The sequence below is a fragment of the Streptococcus sp. 27098_8_91 genome (assembly GCF_041432385.1).
In the GTDB taxonomy this organism is placed as follows: Bacteria; Bacillota; Bacilli; order Lactobacillales; family Streptococcaceae; genus Streptococcus.
Window position 1 is genome coordinate 133,878 of the sequence record NZ_JAPVZN010000003.1, and the last position, 19,700, is coordinate 153,577.

The window sequence follows — 19,700 nt, forward strand, 5'->3', positions numbered from 1 at the left end:
CCTATGACTTCAGAGAATTTTTATTATTTCACGACAATTTGTAGCAATTATTTTTTTTAATCAACTATTCTATAAGACTTATAACTCTCACCGACGCTTGGTCTCAATAGCTTTTTTCACCAAAATCTGTTGATAAGCTTCCATATCTCCGCGTTTCAATGATTCTTCTTCATGAATGGATAATCGCCATTTATAAGCCTGAATTTCCTTATCCAACAACTCCTGAGGTGCCCCAATCAGATTCAAAATAGTCAGACGCTCTTCAATACTTTTTAACGGATAAACGTCTGCAAGATTAACTGTTCTCGTCACACTTGTGGAGCGTTTTCTATGAATATAAATGGCTTTATTCATATAGGCAATATTATCTGCTTGAGGGTAAACCTTATAGGTCGTATAATCGTCCTCTACCTTCTGATCCGTTGGATAGACAATATCCTTGAAAAGCTCTGCTTTATAGAGTTTTGCCCACAGAACTGTAAAACATTGACTAAGATTATACTTTCCATCATATTGATGATGGAACCAATCAAAAGGGCTGAACACTTGTTCAAAATAGTTGTCTGCACCTACATGGATTAAAAAACTCCCCTGATCTTCAATAAACTGAGTGAAATTACCAATTGCAATATCTGATAAATCATAAAGGCTTTGGATATGGTCTAACTCTAGCCAATCATCATTATCCACAAAGACAATGTAATCACCTGTCACAGCTTCCAAGGCACGATTACGACTGGGAAGCAACTCCTCCATTTGGCTTATGGTAAACTTTAACACGCGCATCTTGATTTTTATATCGTTGACAAATAGCTGCTGAACCGTCAGTTGAACCATCATTGATTAAAATAACTTCAAGATTTTGATAAGTTTGTTGAAGAATGCTATCTAAACATTTTCAAGATAGGCCTCTGACATATAAACAGGAACGATAACACTTATTTTTTCTATTTTTATTTCTTTCTTTACTCAATTTTTAGTCTAGTTTCTTCAAATATTTCTGAATCGATACAATCATATCCTCTTAGCCACAAACTCTTGATTATATTTCTCCCTACTAAGTTGATGATTGAAATACAAATTGTCAGCAAGTGAAATACTAAGCTAAACGCTATATAGTTATTGATATCTTTATCTAAGAAGATCTACTCTAAAGCTTTCACGATACTTCCTTTATTTATCCATCATTTAAAAAAGTAACTTCAACTCTTCCCTGATCGCTAAGTACGGATTCATCTTTTGTTTATCATAAGCAGATTGATATTTTTCTGGATTTGCAAGTTGGGATAGTTCGTCAATCATCTCTGCGATACAATCCCTTGGAAACAGATGGTCAGTGGCATAAAACTCTGGTTGATGACACGTTTCCTTAAAAGTATAAAGGATCATGCCATTTTCAAGAGCTGCACGGCTACCATCAAGTATTTCCTGAGCATGAGAAATATCCAGATAAATGCTACACGTTTGTAAAAGTTTCTCATATATCTCTCTAGACAGGCCTGGGTAGAGATGAACATTTGCATGACAATCCAGATCTAATAAACGCCCTCCCATTACTGTTAGCGCAGCAATATGAAATTCAAAATTCGGTAGGGCAGATACAAGGACTTCAATTTGCTCTAGTTCTTGCGTGTCTGTCAAAATTAAAATATGCGGACGAAACTCCCTAAAGGCGCCAAGAAAGGTTGGTAGATAAATCAGGGGAAGATTCATATTGTCTGTCTTTAATTTCAAATCTCGAGTCAGTAGTTTCCCACAACGATCTTTTAGATACCAAATATCTTTCGCGGATAACTCTTCTCTCATATAAAATACTAACTGATTAGATGAGAGGTTAGGCATATCCCTAAGTAAGCTTATATCTGATAATACTAAACAATCACCTGTAGATAATTGTTTATCTAAAATCAGTTTTCTTGCTTCATCAATTGAAGAAAGCCCCTGTTCCTGACCGTTCGCTTCTCGATAAAGTGCACGATCATGAGATGAAAAAAGATAGAGTTGCTCTTGATTTTCCTGACCATAAACGTCTATCTCTTTTTTCCCACCACTCCAAATTTCTCTATGAAAACAAGTTCCCGATAAATCGTAATGATCTCTTGCACAACAAACACCTTTGTTATCATACCATTCGACTAACTCCACCATTTGTGGCCACTGAGGATAACAGAAAATCTTCCCTTTTTTATTTCCTTCCGCTACGATATCACCTGTAGAAAGAACCTCCCAAAATCGAGGTAAGGGAAGTTGAGTCATGTGTAAGGGACTTGAATTTTCATGATTAGAAAAAAAACTAGTAAAAATATTGTTAATCGTTAATGGTTTCAGATCCATCCCCATGAGTTCTAAATCTTTTTTTAGGCGATCGTCATCTGAAGACCATTCCCTCGTCAGATAATAATACATCATTGCTTTTTTATTCCCATTCTCTAGTCAAAAATTCATACCATTGTTTTGTTATGCAGTCTGATAAATATTCTTCAGCCAAGCGGTAAGAGCCTTCCCTCAGCTGTTTGATCTGTTTGAAGGCTTTCTCTAAAGCTTTTGTTAAATCAACCACAATTTCCTCATCCGAACGAGCATCAAAAGGAACTAAATAACCATTTTTACCCTCTTGAATAAAGGTCTGATTTCCATAAGGTACATCTAAACCAACAAGAGCTTGTCCAGAACCAATTGCTTCTAACAAAGTTATACCAAAAGTTTCCCATTCCGAGGTAGCCAAATAAAGTTCATACTCTTTGAAACGGTTTGAAATTGTCTGATGCCCCTTAAGATGGATATAATTTTGTGCTTCTAGATTGGCAATCTCTGCTTCAATATCCTGCCATAGCATCCCTTGCCCATAGATATCTAAGTTGACGTCTGGAAAAATTTCATGAAAAGCAACGATGGCTTTGATTGCTAAGTCTAACCGTTTTCGGCGTTCAAACCGCACGGCAATCATCACAGAATAAGGTTTTCGTTCATCAGCTAATTGCAACTGTTCTAGGGCAGCTACTGGAAGAACGCGAACTTGACCAGTTTTCCCTAGTAATGCTAAATGTTTTTCCAATTCATCCTTCTGTGATTGCGTTGATACTAAAATATCATCAAATTCCTCGGCATATTGAAAAAGGTGATAGTATTCAGAATTGATCTGATCTCCCCAATAATGAATAGAGTGCACAACACAGGATAATCTTGCTTCTCCTTTTAAACGTAAAAGAGGTGATGTGAAGGGAAGATTCTCTAGACGATCAATAAATACATGATCCTCTTTACTAAACTGCAACTCTGATAAGGCTCGCTCTAAAAATTCAGACTCACTATAGAACCACTCCGATCCACACCGATAAACTGCTTCAGTATCCTCACCTGGTTCTTTCTTAATCTCTTCAAAGGCTATGGAACCATCTCTATTATGAAACAGTCGGCGAACAACTCTAGCTTCTAGACCAAATCCAGCATCCACTGCTGTAAAAAATTCTGTGAACAGCTTTTTCTTACCATAATGTTCTCTACGAAGTAAACGACCAAATACATAATAATCTACATAATCCACATAATCCGGTTTTAGACTGTTTTTATGTAGAATGGTAGTCACACCATCTTGTTCTTGAAAAATCAATTCACAATTATTTTCCTTATATTCAGCAGTCAGGTGTAAGAGCTGCTTCATATCATCTATACGGATCCCCAAGCTCATATCACGCTGATCTGTCAACAACATATGTGCTAATAGGATTTCTTCCTCAAGATGACCCAAAGAAAGGTAATAGTCCCATTTAAAGCGAGGAGGGACCTGTGTAAAAACAAAACTGGCAGGAAGGTCCAAGTCGCGAAAAACCTTCCCGCGATATGCTTGAGCAACATCTACACCATTTGGTTCTAAACCCACCATAAGATTAAAAGTGTAAAGCATTCTTTAACTCCAAACTAAACTCTAATCACAAGCATCAAATCATAGACTCCATAAAAGAAGTGAACTAGCGAATGATTAGATTATCTACTAAAACTTTCTCATTTATCTAACGAATTGAGGTAAGCTTTAATCGCCACTACCATCACTTCAGGAGTTTGTGAAGAAAAAATCTGACTTCCTCCTGTTGGGTCCTTACTGGTATTATCAAAAGCAAAGATCGGTTTCCCTAATTTATGAATCTCCTGAGTGATATTCATAATTTCGTTAAAATGATTGATATCCAAATAAAAATCGATTTTGCTAAGAACATTTTCAAAATTATAAGGATTGAACTGTGGATAAATGGACACATTTAAATATCGTTGTAAATCGACCACTTGGGAGGCAAAAGTTGTATGAGCCAAAATATGAAAATGAACCTCAGGTAGTGCTTTTATCAAAAACTCCAAGTGCTCCATCTCGCAAGCATTTGTAAAGATTGCAGTATGATATTTTTCTTTTTCTGTAAGCTCATCTAAACCATGTTTGATAATCTCTTTCCGTAAGATAATATCTGACCAATCTAAAGCATAGAAGAACCACCACTTATCTCCCAAGCGATTATTATATACAGCTGACCATGGTTTTTCGTCTGTATAATGAATAACAGAAACCTCTGATTCATATTGATTCGCTTTTACATACCATTCATCTTTTTGAAAACGTGTCGCAATAGTATCCATTCCAACCATAAAATTGTAATTGACGTCTAGCTCTTTCCATTGCCCTACAAAAAATCGGTTTAAAATTCCTTGATCACCAAACTCAACTTCATGGTACTGATCTGCTAATTCAAACAATTTTGTTGAAATCGCATGCTCTCTCCAATGGGCATTATTTATCAATAAAACGCCTGAATTGAAATTTGTTTGCTGCAATTCATCTCTAACTGCTGCGACTGGGCTATCACCTAGATCTATTGCAAAAAGGGGTGTTAAATCTCCATTGACAATAATATCCGAATCAAGATATAAAACCTTATCTTCCTTCAGTATGTCTGGAATAAAAAAGCGAAAATAAGCTGCGTATGATAAATGCGCCGTTGGTAAATGATATTTTCGGAGATGATTATTAGAAATCTTTACATTTACAATTTCTGAATGAATAGCTTTCAATCGCTGATTCATAATACGAAACCATTCCGAAGGTAGATCGTCATTAAAAACATAAAATTTTATATTATCGTTATAAGCACAAACAGACTTGATAGTAGTTTCCACCTTATCCATATATCCATTATCTGCTCCAAGTACGATTGCTTTCTTCATTTTTCAATCCCTTTTATCTAACGTTTATTTTCTTTTTCTATTAACTAATAAAATCTGTCGAATTTCATCTACCATTTTTGAGGTTCTTCATGGGCGATTACTTTATCAAAGAGTTCTGCTTGATGGGCTACAATATCTAAGGGCAGCACAGTTTTTCCCTAGATCTTGATAGGTTTGATTGAGAATACTATCTAGACATTGTCGTAAGTAGTTTTCAACGTTGTAAACTGATACAATTATACTAATTTTTCTGTCATTTTTATATTTCTCTTTATACTTTTCCAAAGTTATGAAAAACGGTTCTTCAGTAGGATTCCCAATTCACTACTAGCTTTCTATAGTTTGCGGAAAAATTCTCTGATGAAAGCTGAGATATCTTTACTCATGATTTTATCCAGCCTCTCAGTAGTCAACTCCTCTGACCGGTTCCACCAATATCCTTGATTTGACCATCGGGTAACAGTTAAAAAAAGCGCTGATGTTGCTTATTTTTATGTAAAAATATACAGAATTTTCCAGATACTGATACCATTGCTAATCTTCCCCTTATAACTTTGACCAAGAACACGAGTCTTCTATAGAGAGTTTTTTTCCCAAAAATCTTTATAAAAATCTAGTATTTTTTAGTCAAAAGCCTAGATTTATTCCATTTTAATTATACCTTATTTTTAGCAAAAGAGCTATCATATAAATATATCTATTAGATATTATTGTCGCATTCAACTATCAATATAAGTCAATCATCTTTATTCAGTAAGAATATTTGATATATAGAATTATCTTCTAAACTTTAGATTATTTCCTTATTTTTCAAGAATCAAAAAACCTAGATTCTAACAGCTAGTAAATAACTAACGGTTAAAGTCTAGGTTTACTCAGAAAACAATCATTATTTCACAACAAGCTCATAACGAGTTTTGCTGGCGAATGTTTCACCTGCTTTGAGGATGACTTGATCTTTAAGGTCGCTATGAATAGCATCTGGCAAAGCTTGCGCCTCAAGAGCAATTCCATTGTGCTGAATCATTGGCTGACCAGCGATGATGACACTCTCATCCACAAAGTTTGCTGTGTAGACCACAAAGCAAGGAGCCTCTGTCTTGAAGAGCAAGAAGCGACCTGAACCTTGGTCATAGAGGAAGCCAGCATTGTCATGTCCTGCAGGAAGAGCAAATGGATGGTCCAAACCAGATACGAGTTGGATTTGCTCATCTTCTTCTGCAAAGATATCTTTCAACAAGGCACCATTATAGATATGTTTGACCACATCACGATTAGCATCTGGAGTTTTAGCTGGGACACCGTCAGGAGCGATTGGATAGATCCCCTCTGTATTCAATTGGAAAACATGGCGGTCAACAGTCTGAGTGAAATCGCCTGACAGGTTAAAATAGCTATGGTTGGTTGGATTGACCAAGGTATCCTGGTCTGTCGTCACCTTGTAGCTAACTTCGTAGGCACCACTTTCTTCCAAGTTGTAGCTAATCCAGATCTTAAGATTTCCAGGGAAACCTCCAGTCCCATCTGTTCTTTCTGTGTAAAGAGTCAAACCATGGTCACTCACTTCGACTAGCTCAAACAAGTTAGAATCCCAACCAGTTGAGCCACTGTGGTTACAGTTGCTAGCATTGTTGACTTCAAGATCATAGGTCTTACCATTGAGTTCAAATGTTGCTCCTGCAATACGACCTGCCACTGGACCTACACTTGCTCCATGTTTAGGGCTATTTCCCACATAGCTTTCGAAATCGTCAAAACCTAGGATAACATTGGCAAAATTGCCAGTCTTATCTGGAGTTACATAGCGTAAAATTGTTGCTCCATAAGTCATGATTTCCAGTTGGTATCCTGCCTCCGTTTCAAAACGGTAAGCGAGGACATCCTTGCCATCAACTTTCCCAAATACACGTTCTGTGTATGCTTTCATCCTTCTCTCCTTTTTCTAATTCAATTAAGTAAACAAACCATAGAAAGCGCATTCACGTTCTATGGTTTTATTGTATGATTTACAGACACCTTTGTCAAGAAACCATAGATATTTTATTAACAAAAGTCGTTTCTTCTATTTCTGATCTATGCTTCTACACGTTCAGTCCATGAAGTAGCTGTTGTTTGAAGTACTTTATTGAGTTCATCAATGTTTTCAAATCCAGTTGTACAAAGCCATTCGCGAGCTGCTGCTTCTCCATCTTTGATGTAAGCTTCAACAGATCCAGCCCATGTTGCACGTCCACAAAGAACACCATTGAAGTTTGCGCCTGATTCGTGAGCAAAGACAAGAGTTTCTTGGAAAAGTTTAGCTGATACACCTGCACTCAAGTAGATGTAAGGAAGGTTAGTAGCTTCGTCTTGGGCTTTAAAGAAGGTAGCAGCTTCTTCACGTGTATGAACGATTTCTCCATCACCAAAGCCTTCAACGTATTTCACGTTAACTGGAACTTCTACTTTCAAGACATCGATGTTGAAACGTGGATCTGAGAAGACTTTCATAGCGCCGATAACCTTGTGTGGTTTTACTTTAGCGTATTCTGCAGAACCAGCGTCAGCAATCTTTTCATCGTAAGCAAGAATTTCAAGGAAGAATGGAATATCTTCAGCCACACACTCAGAACCAATGCGTTCGATGTAGGCTTGTTTTTGTTGATTAAGTTCGTCAGAGCTATCTACGTCATAGTAAAGCAAGAACTTAACAGCATCTGCCCCTTGTTCTTTGATACGTTTTGCAGACCAAACATCCAAGCAGTCTGGCAAGCGTTTTGTACTTGTTGTGTCGTATCCAGTTTTCTCATAAGCAAGGAGAAGACCAGCTTTTGGATCAAGAGCTTTTGTAGCTGGAAGTCCATACTCAGGGTCAAGAAGCATAGATGAAGCGTATTTAGTCAATTCATCCGCTACCAATACTTTGAGTTCTTCCATTTGAGTTACTGTTGGCTCTTCTGTTTGGTATTGAGCCATGAGGCGTTTCAAAGCACCACGTTGGTCAAAAGCAAGAGCTGAGATGATCCCATTTTCGTCTGAGAGTTTTTGCAAGCAAGCAAGTTTATTTGGGCTTAATGTTAATTTACTCATAGATTCTTCCTTATTTTTCAAATTCGTGAATAATGACACCTTGAACAACACGGTTCACTGTACCTGTAGGTGATGGTGTATCTGGTCTGTTACCAACTTTAAGTGAAGTCAAGAGAGCAAATAACTGACCATAAACGATGTAAGGGAAGACACGGTAAACATCATTCAGAACCCCACCGCACCCAAGCGCGACTTCCTTAACATTTTCAAGTCCGAAGGCTTGGTCGCTCAAGAGAACAACACATCGAGCAATTTGGTCGCCTGCAACTTCACGAACCAAGTCTAAGTCATATTTACGAGTGTAATCTGTTGTAGTACCAAATACCAAAACGACTGTATCTTCGTTGATAAGAGATTTTGGACCGTGACGGAAGCCAACTGGACTTTCATACATAGTCGCGACTTGACCAGCAGTCAATTCCAAAATTTTAAGCTGGGCTTCGTGAGCAAGTCCGAAGAATGGGCCCGCACCTAGATAAATCACTCGGTTAAAGTCTAGGTCAACCAACTCTTTGACATCTGCCACATTGTCAAGAATTTTGCGAGCTAAACTAGATAGCACGTCGAAACGTTCAGCTTTAACAGCAAAGTCTGTTGGATCAAATACCAAGAGCGCTGTCAACATCATTGAAGTGAAGCTTGAAGTCATAGCAAAGCCAGCATCGTTAGAAGCAGCTGGTTGCAAGAGCAAGAGGTTACGGTCATCACCATGCGCTTGAAGAGCCAATTTCCCTTCAGCCGCACAAGTGATGGTTACTTGATAAAGTTCATCAACCAAGGCCTTAGCCAAGTCAACTGTTGCCACACTCTCAGGCGAATTTCCGCTACGCGCGAATGATACCAAAACAGTCGCCACATCTTTTTTCAAATAAGTTTGTGGGTTTGCTACGATATCAGTTGTCGCAATAGCATTAAAGTTCCATTTACGTTCATCATAAACTTCCTTAAAGTAAGGAACTAGAGTATCACCTACATAAGCAGAAGTTCCAGCACCAGTTAGGATTACTTTGATATAGTCATGCTTATCTGCAATTCCTTGCAAGAAAGCTGCAATTTCATCACGTCGTGCTTGATAAGTTTCAAAAGCTTCTTTCCAAATGTCTGGTTGTTGGTAAATTTCGCGAGTTGTGATTTCTGCCCCCAACTCAAGCAATTCTTCTTTTGTATAATCTAGCATTGAGTTCCTCTAATCTATTATTATATTGTTTTTTATTTAAAATATGGGAATGGGAGTAAGCCCCATTCCCATTTATATTCTATGAAATATGTTCTAACAGTATTTCTGTTATTACACCTTATTCATCTTCATCGTCGTCGAAGCTTGCCAATAAATCATTAACTTTGACAATACTTTCTGAAGCACGATTTTTATAATCTGCATCAGCGCCAGTAAGGCTTGCATTGATAAATTCAATAACCATTGGAAGATTCATTCCTGCGTAAAGTTCAATGTCACGACCTTCCATAATCAGACGGCTCACCACATTACATGGTGTTCCACCAAGGAGGTCAGCAAAGACTAGGAAATCATCCAAACCTTCGATAGCGGCTTCAAATTTCGCAGTGAAATCTTCTGGTCCATCTTCTGGAAGAAGAGCAACTGCATGAATATTTTCTTGTGGACCCATAATCATTTCTGTGCTACCTTTAAGTTCTTCACAAAAACGTCCATGACTCACTAAAATTAATGATTTAGTCATAAATTATGCGCCCATTCCAAGTGCAAATTTACCAAAGGCAGAAAGAGCCAAGGCAAGCACGATGATGATACCGATAGCTTTTGTAGAGTTCATACCTTTCTTACCAAGCAACCAGAAGATAAAGGCAGTGAAGATTGCTGGAAGCAAGCGTGGGAAGATTGAGTTCAAGATATCTTGGAAGTCAATCATTTTCTCACCGATTGGTAATTTGTATGAAATTTCAAAGTTGATCATTGTTGCTACAAGAGCACCCATCATGAAGACACCAAGTACAGATGCAGCTTCAATCAAAGCTGTCAAAGTGCTTTGCATGTTGTTGATGAGGTTAACCCCTTCTTTGTAAGCAAATTCCAACTGTTTCCAACGGAAGATGTCATACGCTACTGCAACTGCGATCCAAAGGAAGATACCCCAAGGTTGACCAGCGATAGCCATTGTTGCAGCGATAGATCCCATGATAGCAGGTACAAGTGAACCAAAGATAGTATCTCCAAGAGGAGCGAATGGTCCCATCAAACCTGTCTTGATACCGTTAACCGCATCTTTTGAGCCAACGCCATCTTTTTCTTCCATGGCAAGGTCAAAACCAGCGATGATTGTGTGGAAGAATGGTGAAGTGTTGAAGAATTGAGTATGAACTTTCATCATTTCTTTCAACTCAGGAGTTCCATCTCCATACATTTTACGCAATTGTGGCAAGATCATGTAAAGGTAACCTGATGCTTGCATACGTTCGTAGTTCCATCCCAATTGGAAAGTGAACAAGCTACGTTTGTTAATTTGATTAAAATCTTCTTTTGTTAATTTGTAATTAGAATTCGTCATCTTCAATTTCCCCACTTTCTGATGGTGTAGAAGGTGCTGCTACAGCAACTTTTTGGCTGTTCTTGAAGTGAACAACTGCAAGGAAGATACCTACGATAGAGATACCGATCATAGACAAACCTTTGAAGTTGTTGGCAAAGCCAATTTTTTCAGCAACGTCAGCAGGAAGAGTGCCAATGATACCAGCAACTGCTCCACCAAGACCTGTTACGTATGAGTAAAGTACAGTCAACATAGCTGTCAAACCAAATCCCATAGCAAGGTAGTGAAGGTTACGTTTAACTGGAAGGTAACGAAGCAAGATAGCGAATCCAAGACCTGGAAGCATACGACCTGCAAGAGTCAAACCGTCTGCAACCCATTGGAATTCTTTAACAAGATTTACAACTGCTTGTACGAATTCTCCACCAAAAGCAAGGGCGAAGAATACTGGAAGGGCACGAGAAGCAGCCCATGGAAGCGCACCAAGAAGGTAGTTACGTTCGATTGCTTTATAGTCAAAGCGTTCGATCGCAGCATCAATACGGTGTGCGAAGAATGTAGTAGTCATACGACCAAGTACGTCGAAGTAAGTCAAAAGTGCCGCTACTGGTACAGCGATTGTAGTGATCGCAAGATCTGTTTCGATACCTTGTGAAACTGAGAAAGCTGTCGCAAGAACCGCACCAGAAGTTGCATCGATACGAGAAGCACCACCGAAGGTACCTACCCCAAGGACAAACAACTGCAAGCTACCACCGATAAACAAACCAGTTGTCAAATCTCCCATGATCAAACCAGTAATGAAACCAGCGAATACAGGGGAACCTGCAGAAGAAACGATCGTCAACTCATCACAGATTTGATAAGCTGAGTACAAAGTGAGAAGTAAAATTTGCCACCATTGTATCATAACAATGACCTCCTAAAAATTTTTTCCTATTTTAATAAGCTCAAAAAGTCTGAAACTGGATCATTTGGAACCATTTGAGCAGTAAGTTTAACACCTTTTTCCGCCAATTTGTGGAAATCTTCTACGTCTTTATCTACAACGTTGATTGAACGTGTGATAGAACGTGTTTCTGGTGTTTGAGACATATTACCAACATTGACTGCTTCAAGCGGTACCCCTGCTTCCACTAATCCAAGGAAGCGGTCTGGTTTACGAGCAACGATAAACAAACGTTGGCTATCATATTTTCCAGCAAGGATATTGGCTGCAGCTTTTTCAACTGGCAAAATACTAAGTTTTACACCTGGTGGTGTTGCAAGTTTCAATCCGCTCTTTTCAACATCGTTGTTAACAACTTCATTGTCAACGACCATGATACGTGAAACATTCAGTTTAGCAGACCAAAGGTTTGCTACTTGTCCGTGGATCAAACGTCCATCAATACGGCATCCTACAATTGTCATAAATTTTCCCCCTTTATATGTTTTAGTGTAGGTTTACGAGTTAAGTGTATGTGATCTCTATACTCCCCTTCAGTTTCAAAGATAATGATGCGGTTAGCACCTTCCTTGAGATAGCTGTGCGGAATATAAAGCGATAAGGTTGGACCAACATTCCAGAAACGACCTAGATGATGGCCATTGACATAGGCAATCCCTTTACCAAACTCAGATAGTTCTAAGTAGGTGTCCTTCGGAGCCTCAACTTCAAAGTCATAGGCGTAAAAGGCAGGTTGTCCTTCTGTCCATCCTTTTGAGAAATCAATCTTTTCAGGATTATCTAGTGGAAGCGGATAATGTTCCCAGTTCAGCATGAAGTGTAGATCTTTGCAGACACCTGTACGAATCCCTTTTCGTTGTGTATCTGCTAGGAACTTATGCCCGTAATTGACACGCCCCATATTTTCTACCAGGACATCAAAACGAGAGAGCGCTTTCTTTTCTCCTTGATAGAAGATGTCCTCACCAATTTCTGTCTGGTACTGAGTTGTAACCCATTTACCATCTACAAATAGCTGAGCTCTGTCTCGACCGTCAATGATACGGATACGTTCTTCTTCTGCATCCCAACTAGCTTCTGTACGATAGAGTAGATAACCGTAGCTTTGTCCCAACTCTTCCATTTTCTTAGGATAGAGACTCTCGATAGGACTTGTTAAGCTATCCAAGGTTTCGAACAGAGAAACTTTCTCAACCAGTGGAATGTTTTCAACTTCCATGCTCTCTTTGTAAAGCGGTTCTAATTGTGGATACTCAGGATAGTAAGTCGCCATCATTTCTTTAACTGCCATGTATTTAGCAGTTGGATTGCCAGCTTCATTAAGGAGAGCGTCATAATCATAAGATGTTACTTGTGGTAAATCAATAGTTCCTCGAGCTGAACAACCATTCATAAAACCAAAGTTGGTTCCACCGTGGAACATGTAAAGGTTGATAGAGCCTTGCTCTAGTACCTCATGTACGGCTTCTGCTAACTCCTCTGGCTCACGCGTGATGACTGGTTCTTTCCATCGGTTAAACCATCCATCCCAGAATTCCATACACATGAGTGGCCATTTCTTGCCATACTCATCAAAGAACTCTTGCATTTGCGAGAAGTTAAAGTTTGCTTTTGAACCAAAGTTCCCTGTCACAAAGAGATCATCTTCAATCAAGGTACCAGCTTTCAGAGTTGCTCGCCATGGACCATCAGATGTAAAGAGCGGACAAGTCACTGAACGTTCTTCCATCAATCGGCGAATCTCACGCAAGTAGGTTTTGTCCTCACCGTATGAACCGTACTCATTTTCAACCTGCATCATGAGGATGTTACCACCATTATCCAACAATCTTGAAACAAGACGTGGAAGTAAATGATCATAGTAACGTCCTACCATTTCAACAAAGGCTGGATCAGAGGAACGGATTCGCATGTCTTTATTTAAAAGCCATGCTGGTAAACCACCGAATTCCCACTCTGCACAGATGAAAGGAGATGGTCGTACAATAGCATACAAGCCTAAATCCTGAGCTGTCTGAAGAAATTTGTCAATATTAAGATTGCCTTCAAAATTGAAGTTTCCTTCAGTTGGCTCATGCAAATTCCAAGCGACGTAGGTTTCAACAGTGTTAAAACCTAAAGCCTTGAGATTGTACAATGAATGATACCAGTCTTCTTCAGGAATTCTAAAATAATGAATGGCACCAGATAAGATTTTGAATGGCTTCCCATCTAGGTAAAAGTCATCCTCAATTTTAAACCTTGTCATTTTACCACCCCATACTTTTTCGTTTGCGCTTTCATTTGTTGTTATATTAAATGATAAACTAATGAATCCATCTTGTCAATAGATTTTTCAAAAATTATTTAAAATTTTTCTTTTTTTTACTGAATTATTTTCTAAAATTCTTTTAAAAAAATTTTTTTCTTAAATATTTTCGATCCAGATAGCATAAATATATAAGTTTATAACCTCAAATAATATGTAAGTCAATCACTTAGCCTATTATTTTATTTTTTTTACATTATTTACTATCATTTCCAAACCATTTATGATAAAATCGAAGATGGAGAAGGAAAAAATGAGGTAAAAATATGGCAATTCCAAAGTATCAATATATCAAAGATGAATTGAAAAACAAAATCATTTCAGGTCAATTTGCAAGTGGCGACAAGTTCTACACTGAAGCAGAATTGATTGCAATGTATGACGTAAGTTCGATCACTGTTGTTCGCGCCTTAAACGACCTTGCTAAAGACGGTTATATTGTCCGCCAACAAGGAAAAGGAACCTTTGTAGCTCGCGCTCGCAAGCACAAACTCGTAGAATTTTCTGATGTAGAAATTTTTGAAACCAAGGACGATAAAGTCACTGTTCTTTCCATTGAACGCGGTAACGATCTTAACTACTTAGAAAAATTGGGATTGCGTGGCGATCAATTTTATTACAAAATCGAACGTATCCGTGAATCTAACGGTGTTACTTATATCTACCACACATCTTATATCCCTGAACAATACATCAATGCAAACTATCCAAATCTTGAATACTATAGTTCTATCTATAATCGTTTCAAATTGGACTACCACATTCACATGAATGACGAGCATTTTGAAGAAATCAATGAAATTGTATTTCCAACTCCAGAACATGCTGCTTCTATCCTAGGAATCGACTCTCAGTTCCCAACTGTTCTCCAAACCAAGACAACTAAACTTGAGTCAACTGGCCAAGTGTTGGAATACATTGAAACATACAAACGTTCTGATTTCTATAAGATTAAATTTATCTCATGTGATCGCGATCACTAAACATTAAAAAGTCTGAGACAATCGTTTCAGGCTTTTCTATTTTTCATTATAACACGCTAGCTTTTAGTAGGAAATATCAAATGGCTTTAAACTATAATTTGGAGAAATTTTACTAAAAACAGAGTAAAGATTGAAAAGCAGTTCAAATTAAATAACTTCTTATATTTTTTATAGGTATTTTATTAAAATACTTGACTTTACTAGATTCAGATAATACAATGGAATCAGTTTGTGAAAACGCTACCAAAACAATAAATTAGGAGGTTATTTAATGAAACCAGAAAATAAACAGCGTTTCTCTATTCGTAAATACGCAATCGGAGCAGCCTCTGTCTTGATCGGCTTTGCCTTTCATGCGCAAGCTGTTGCCGCTGATGGAGTCGTACCTACTACAACAGAGAATCAACCTACTATCCAAGCCGCAGGAGAATCGTCTCCACAGGCCAGCGAAGAAAAACTTGAAACTAGTCCTACACCAGAAGCCGTAGTTCCTGCAGCTCCAGTGACACCTGTAACAAACACTGAAGCACCAAAAGTTGAAGCTACTCCTGCACCTATTGTAGAAAAAACTGTTACAACCGAAGAAACTCCAGCAAAACCAGAAGTAACTGAAGAAGCTAAGCAGCCAGAACCAGAAAAGGCAGAAAACAAAGAAGTTGCTAAAGTTGAAACTCCTGTAGTCGCTACAGAGAAAGCAGCTCAAGTCAATGAAAAACTAGCTAAAAAGAAAATCGTTTCAATCGATGCAGGGCGTAAATACTTCTCTCCTGAACAACTGAAAGAAATCATCGACAAAGCCAAACACTATGGCTATACTGATCTTCATCTCCTAGTCGGAAATGACGGCTTGCGTTTTATGCTTGATGATATGTCTCTAACTGTAGGGGACAAGACTTATGCAAGCGATGATGTCAAACGCGCTGTTGAAAACGGAACAAATGCCTACTACAACGATCCAAACGGCAATCATCTAACTGAAAGCCAAATGACCGACTTGATTAACTATGCTAAGGATAAAGGTATCGGCCTTATCCCAACAGTGAACAGTCCTGGTCACATGGATGCTATCCTCAATGCCATGAAAAAACTAGGTATTGAAAAGCCTAACTTTAACTATTTTGGTAAAGAATCAGCACGTACTGTTGACCTTGACAATGAAAAAGCTGTTGCCTTCACAAAAGCTTTGATTGATAAGTATGCAGGCTACTTTGCTGGTAAGTCTGAAATCTTCAACATCGGTTTGGATGAGTACGCTAACGACGCTACAGATGCTAAGGGATGGAGCGTGCTTCAAGCCTATAAATGGTATCCAGAAGATGGATTCCCAGACAAAGGCTATGACAAATTCATCGCCTATGCAAATGACCTAGCTCGTATCGTCAAATCTCACGGTCTAAAACCTATGGCCTTCAACGACGGTATCTACTATAATAGCGATACAAGTTTTGGTACCTTTGACAAGGACATCATCGTCTCTATGTGGACTGGTGGCTGGGGTGGTTACGATGTCGCTTCTTCTAAGTTACTAGCTGAAAAAGGACACGAAATCCTCAATACTAACGATGCTTGGTACTATGTTCTCGGCCGTAATGCTGACGGACAAGGTTGGTACAACCTTGATCAAGGATTGAACGGCATTAAGAGCACACCGATCACTTCTGTACCAAAAACAGAAGGAGCTGACGTTCCTATTATTGGTGGTATGGTAGCAGCTTGGGCTGATACTCCATCTGCTCGCTACTCTCCATCTCGTCTCTTCAAACTCATGCGTCAATTCGCAAACTCAAATGCTGAATATTTCGCTGCTGATTACGAGTCTGCTGAACAAGCTCTGAAAGAAGTTCCAACAGACCTTACTCGCTACACAGAAGAAAGTATTGCAGCCGTTAAAGAAGCCGAAAAAGCCATCCGTGCTCTCAATAGCAACCTCAGCCGTGCTGAACAAGATAGCATTGATCAAGCGATTGCAAAACTCCAAGAAGCTGTTAGCAACTTGACCTTCACTCCAGAAGCTCAAAAAGAAGAAGATGCTAAACGCGAAGTTGAAAAACTAGCTAAAAATAAGGTAATCTCTATCGATGCTGGTCGTAAATACTTCACGCTAGACCAACTTAAACGAATCGTTGACAAAGCCAGCGAACTTGGATACTCTGACCTTCATCTCCTCCTTGGAAATGATGGACTTCGCTTCTTACTTGATGATATGAGTATCTCAGCAAACGGCAAGACTTATGCAAGCGACGATGTGAAAAACGCCATCATCGAAGGAACAAAATCTTACTACGATGATCCTAATGGAACTACTTTGAACCAAGCCGAAATCACTGAGCTTATCCAGTATGCTAAAAACAAAGGTATTGGACTAATCCCAGCTATCAATAGCCCAGGTCACATGGATGCTATGCTTGTTGCTATGGAAAAATTAGGCATCGCAAACCCTCAAGCTAATTTTGACAAGGTTTCAAAAACAACTATGGACCTTGAAAACGAAGAAGCAATGAACTTTACAAAAGCCCTTATTGGCAAGTACATGGACTTCTTTGCAGGCAAGACTAAGATCTTCAACTATGGTACAGATGAGTATGCCAATGACGCTACCAATGCTCAAGGTTGGTACTACCTCAAGTGGTATGGACTCTATGGTAAGTTTGCGGATTATGCTAATAGCCTAGCTGCCATGGCTAAAGAAAAAGGTCTTCAACCAATGGCCTTTAACGATGGCTTCTACTATGAAGACAAGGATGATGTTGAGTTTGATAAAGACGTTATCATCTCTTACTGGTCTAAAGGATGGTGGGGTTACAACCTTGCATCTCCTCAATATCTAGCAAGTAAGGGGTACAAATTCCTTAACACGAATGGAGATTGGTACTACATTCTCGGTCAAAAACCAGAAGATGGTGGTGGCTTCCTCAAGAAAGCTATTGAAAATACTGAAAAAACTCCATTTAACCAACTAGCATCAACTAAATATCCTGAAGTTGACCTACCTACTGTTGGTAGTATGTTAGCTATCTGGGCTGATCGACCAAGCGCAGAATACAAGGAAGAAGAAATCTTTGAACTCATGACTGCCTTTGCAGACCACAACAAGGACTACTTCCGTGCTGACTACAAAGCGCTACGCGAGGAACTTGCTCAAATCCCTGAAAACTTAGAAGGATATAGCACAGAAAGTCTCGATGCTCTCAAGGCTGCTAAAGACGCTCTTAACTACAACCTCAATCGTAACAAACAAGCTGAATTGGACACACTTGTAGCTAATCTCAAAGCTGCTAGACTTGGTCTTAAACCAGCTGCCACTCACTCAGGAAGCCTCGATGAGAGTGAAACTGCTGCTACAGTTGAAAACCGACCAGAGCTTCTTGTTAAGACAGAAGAAATTCCGTTTGAGATCGTTAAGAAAGAGAATCCTAACCTTCCAGCAGGACAAGAGAAAGTCATCACTGTTGGTGTCAAAGGAGAACGTACTAAGTATCTTTCAGTTGTGACTGAAAATGGCAAGCAGACAGAAACAGTTCTTGAAGATCAAGTAACGAAAGAAGCTGTCAATCAAGTTGTCGAAGTTGGAACATTAGCAACACATGTAGGAGACGAAAAAGGTCAAGCTCCTGTGCTAAACAAACCTCGTGTAGTCATCGAAGATGAAGAAATTCCATTTACAACGATCACTAGCGAGACTCCTTCGCTACCTAAGGGACAAACTCGTCTAGTAACTGCAGGTGTCAACGGTCGTCGTACACATTTCTATTCTGTGACTACTGCTGCTGATGGTTCTGAAGTTAAGACTTTAGTAAGCAGTGAAGTAAGCCTAGAACCTATCACCCAAGTGGTAGAGGTGGGGAACCCTGTTACTCACCTTGGTGATGAACATAGGCAAGCAACTATCGCTGAAGAAAAACCGAGAGTTGACATCCAAAATGAAGAAATTCCATTCACAACCATCACTCGCGAAACTAATCAATTACCTAAAGGACAATCTCGTATCGTGATCAAAGGTGTAAACGGTCGTCGTAGTCATTTCTATTCTGTAACTACGGCTACAGATGGAACTGAAGTTAAAACTCTAGTAAGCAGTGAAATAAGCCTAGAACCTATCACCCAAGTGGTAGAGGTGGGGAACCCTGTTACTCACCTTGGTGATGAAAAAGGACAAGCTACTATCGCTGAAAACAAACCAAGAGTTGACATCCAAAATGAAGAAATTCCATTTACAACCATCACTCGTGAAACTAATCAGTTACCTAAAGGACAATCTCGTATCGTGACTGAAGGTGTAAACGGTCGTCGTAGTCATTTCTATTCTGTAACTACGGCTGCAGACGGAACTGAAGTTAGAACATTGGTTACAAGTGTCGTAGCGCAAGAACCTGTTACTCAAGTGATTGAAGTGGGGAACCCTGTCACTCATGCTGGTGATGAACATGGACAAGCTGCCATCGCCGAAGAAAAACCAACACTAGAAATCCCAAGCGAGCCAGCTCCAGCAACTGTTCCTGCTAAGGAAAATAAAGCTCTTCCTCAAGGTCCAGCTCCTGTAGCAAAAGAGAAAAAACTACCTGAAACAGGAACTCAAGGCTCAGAATGGTTAATTGCTACTGGTCTTATGTCAGCTCTTACAGCTTACGGACTTAGCAAGAAAAAAGATTAAAGATGAATCTTTTGATATAAGA

The 19,700-nt window shown here is 39.0% G+C and carries 14 protein-coding genes and 1 pseudogene; 2 read left to right on the forward strand and 13 right to left on the reverse strand.

Annotated features, from left to right (window positions below; genetic code table 11):
- Positions 1-87 precede the first annotated feature (87 nt).
- The 13 genes and pseudogenes from O3611_RS04325 to O3611_RS04385 all read right to left on the reverse strand — a co-directional run bounded on the left by O3611_RS04325 (position 88) and on the right by O3611_RS04385 (position 13,984).
- Positions 88-951, reverse strand: a pseudogene (locus O3611_RS04325) (glycosyltransferase family 2 protein).
- Positions 952-1,188: 237 nt separating this feature from the next.
- Positions 1,189-2,409 (reverse strand): hypothetical protein, encoded by a 1,221-nt coding sequence (locus tag O3611_RS04330; protein ID WP_371607934.1) that lies wholly within the window; start codon positions 2,407-2,409, stop codon positions 1,189-1,191.
- Positions 2,410-2,416: 7 nt separating this feature from the next.
- Positions 2,417-3,904, reverse strand: a complete 1,488-nt coding sequence (locus O3611_RS04335) for a glycosyltransferase (RefSeq protein ID WP_371607935.1) — start codon at positions 3,902-3,904, stop codon at positions 2,417-2,419.
- A gap of 98 nt (positions 3,905-4,002) precedes the next feature.
- Complete coding sequence (locus O3611_RS04340; protein ID WP_371607936.1) at positions 4,003-5,211, reverse strand: glycosyltransferase family 8 protein; 1,209 nt, start codon at positions 5,209-5,211, stop codon at positions 4,003-4,005.
- Positions 5,212-5,316: 105 nt separating this feature from the next.
- Positions 5,317-5,496, reverse strand: a complete 180-nt coding sequence (locus O3611_RS04345; protein ID WP_371607937.1) for a glycosyltransferase — start codon at positions 5,494-5,496, stop codon at positions 5,317-5,319.
- 604 nt (positions 5,497-6,100) lie between these two features.
- On the reverse strand, positions 6,101-7,138 hold the full coding sequence (locus tag O3611_RS04350) for an aldose epimerase family protein (RefSeq protein WP_371607938.1): 1,038 nt from the start codon (positions 7,136-7,138) through the stop codon (positions 6,101-6,103).
- Positions 7,139-7,284: 146 nt separating this feature from the next.
- A complete protein-coding gene (gene lacD, locus O3611_RS04355; protein WP_248034502.1) occupies positions 7,285-8,280 on the reverse strand; it encodes a tagatose-bisphosphate aldolase in 996 nt (331 codons plus the stop codon).
- 10 nt (positions 8,281-8,290) lie between these two features.
- Positions 8,291-9,457: an SIS domain-containing protein gene (locus O3611_RS04360; protein ID WP_075232295.1), complete on the reverse strand. Its 1,167-nt coding sequence runs from the start codon at positions 9,455-9,457 to the stop codon at positions 8,291-8,293.
- Between the two features lie 118 nt (positions 9,458-9,575).
- On the reverse strand, positions 9,576-9,980 hold the full coding sequence (locus O3611_RS04365) for a PTS sugar transporter subunit IIA (RefSeq protein WP_075232294.1): 405 nt from the start codon (positions 9,978-9,980) through the stop codon (positions 9,576-9,578).
- A 3-nt stretch (positions 9,981-9,983) separates the two neighbouring features.
- The gene (locus O3611_RS04370; protein ID WP_000185293.1) at positions 9,984-10,805 is read right to left on the reverse strand and encodes a PTS system mannose/fructose/sorbose family transporter subunit IID; all 822 of its coding nucleotides are present in this window, start codon (positions 10,803-10,805) and stop codon (positions 9,984-9,986) included.
- Positions 10,792-11,697, reverse strand: coding sequence for a PTS mannose/fructose/sorbose/N-acetylgalactosamine transporter subunit IIC (locus tag O3611_RS04375; protein WP_075232293.1), 906 nt, complete (start codon positions 11,695-11,697; stop codon positions 10,792-10,794). Before O3611_RS04375 ends, O3611_RS04370 begins: the two co-directional genes overlap by 14 nt.
- 26 nt (positions 11,698-11,723) lie before the next feature.
- Complete coding sequence (locus tag O3611_RS04380) at positions 11,724-12,200, reverse strand: PTS system mannose/fructose/N-acetylgalactosamine-transporter subunit IIB (RefSeq protein ID WP_000156977.1); 477 nt, start codon at positions 12,198-12,200, stop codon at positions 11,724-11,726.
- Positions 12,197-13,984, reverse strand: coding sequence for a beta-galactosidase family protein (locus tag O3611_RS04385; RefSeq protein ID WP_371607939.1), 1,788 nt, complete (start codon positions 13,982-13,984; stop codon positions 12,197-12,199). The genes O3611_RS04380 and O3611_RS04385 overlap by 4 nt, the downstream gene beginning before the upstream one ends.
- Positions 13,985-14,310: 326 nt before the next feature.
- Between O3611_RS04385 and O3611_RS04390 the strand changes: the two genes are divergently transcribed.
- Positions 14,311-15,027: a GntR family transcriptional regulator gene (locus O3611_RS04390; protein WP_045762517.1), complete on the forward strand. Its 717-nt coding sequence runs from the start codon at positions 14,311-14,313 to the stop codon at positions 15,025-15,027.
- 271 nt (positions 15,028-15,298) lie between these two features.
- On the forward strand, positions 15,299-19,678 hold the full coding sequence (locus O3611_RS04395) for a G5 domain-containing protein (RefSeq protein WP_371607940.1): 4,380 nt from the start codon (positions 15,299-15,301) through the stop codon (positions 19,676-19,678).
- Positions 19,679-19,700 lie beyond the last annotated feature (22 nt).

Bases quoted from the DNA above. Each gene is read 5' to 3' on its own strand.
- O3611_RS04370 (WP_000185293.1), bottom strand. From the start codon at position 10,805: ATGACGAATTCTAATTACAAATTAACAAAAGAAGATTTTAATCAAATT.
- lacD (WP_248034502.1), bottom strand. From the start codon at position 8,280: ATGAGTAAATTAACATTAAGCCCAAATAAACTTGCTTGCTTGCAAAAA.
- O3611_RS04350 (WP_371607938.1), bottom strand. From the start codon at position 7,138: ATGAAAGCATACACAGAACGTGTATTTGGGAAAGTTGATGGCAAGGAT.
- O3611_RS04375 (WP_075232293.1), bottom strand. From the start codon at position 11,697: ATGATACAATGGTGGCAAATTTTACTTCTCACTTTGTACTCAGCTTAT.
- O3611_RS04360 (WP_075232295.1), bottom strand. From the start codon at position 9,457: ATGCTAGATTATACAAAAGAAGAATTGCTTGAGTTGGGGGCAGAAATC.
- O3611_RS04365 (WP_075232294.1), bottom strand. From the start codon at position 9,980: ATGACTAAATCATTAATTTTAGTGAGTCATGGACGTTTTTGTGAAGAA.
- O3611_RS04380 (WP_000156977.1), bottom strand. From the start codon at position 12,200: ATGACAATTGTAGGATGCCGTATTGATGGACGTTTGATCCACGGACAA.
- O3611_RS04385 (WP_371607939.1), bottom strand. From the start codon at position 13,984: ATGACAAGGTTTAAAATTGAGGATGACTTTTACCTAGATGGGAAGCCA.
- O3611_RS04390 (WP_045762517.1), top strand. From the start codon at position 14,311: ATGGCAATTCCAAAGTATCAATATATCAAAGATGAATTGAAAAACAAA.
- O3611_RS04335 (WP_371607935.1), bottom strand. From the start codon at position 3,904: ATGCTTTACACTTTTAATCTTATGGTGGGTTTAGAACCAAATGGTGTA.
- O3611_RS04340 (WP_371607936.1), bottom strand. From the start codon at position 5,211: ATGAAGAAAGCAATCGTACTTGGAGCAGATAATGGATATATGGATAAG.
- O3611_RS04395 (WP_371607940.1), top strand. From the start codon at position 15,299: ATGAAACCAGAAAATAAACAGCGTTTCTCTATTCGTAAATACGCAATC.
- O3611_RS04330 (WP_371607934.1), bottom strand. From the start codon at position 2,409: ATGATGTATTATTATCTGACGAGGGAATGGTCTTCAGATGACGATCGC.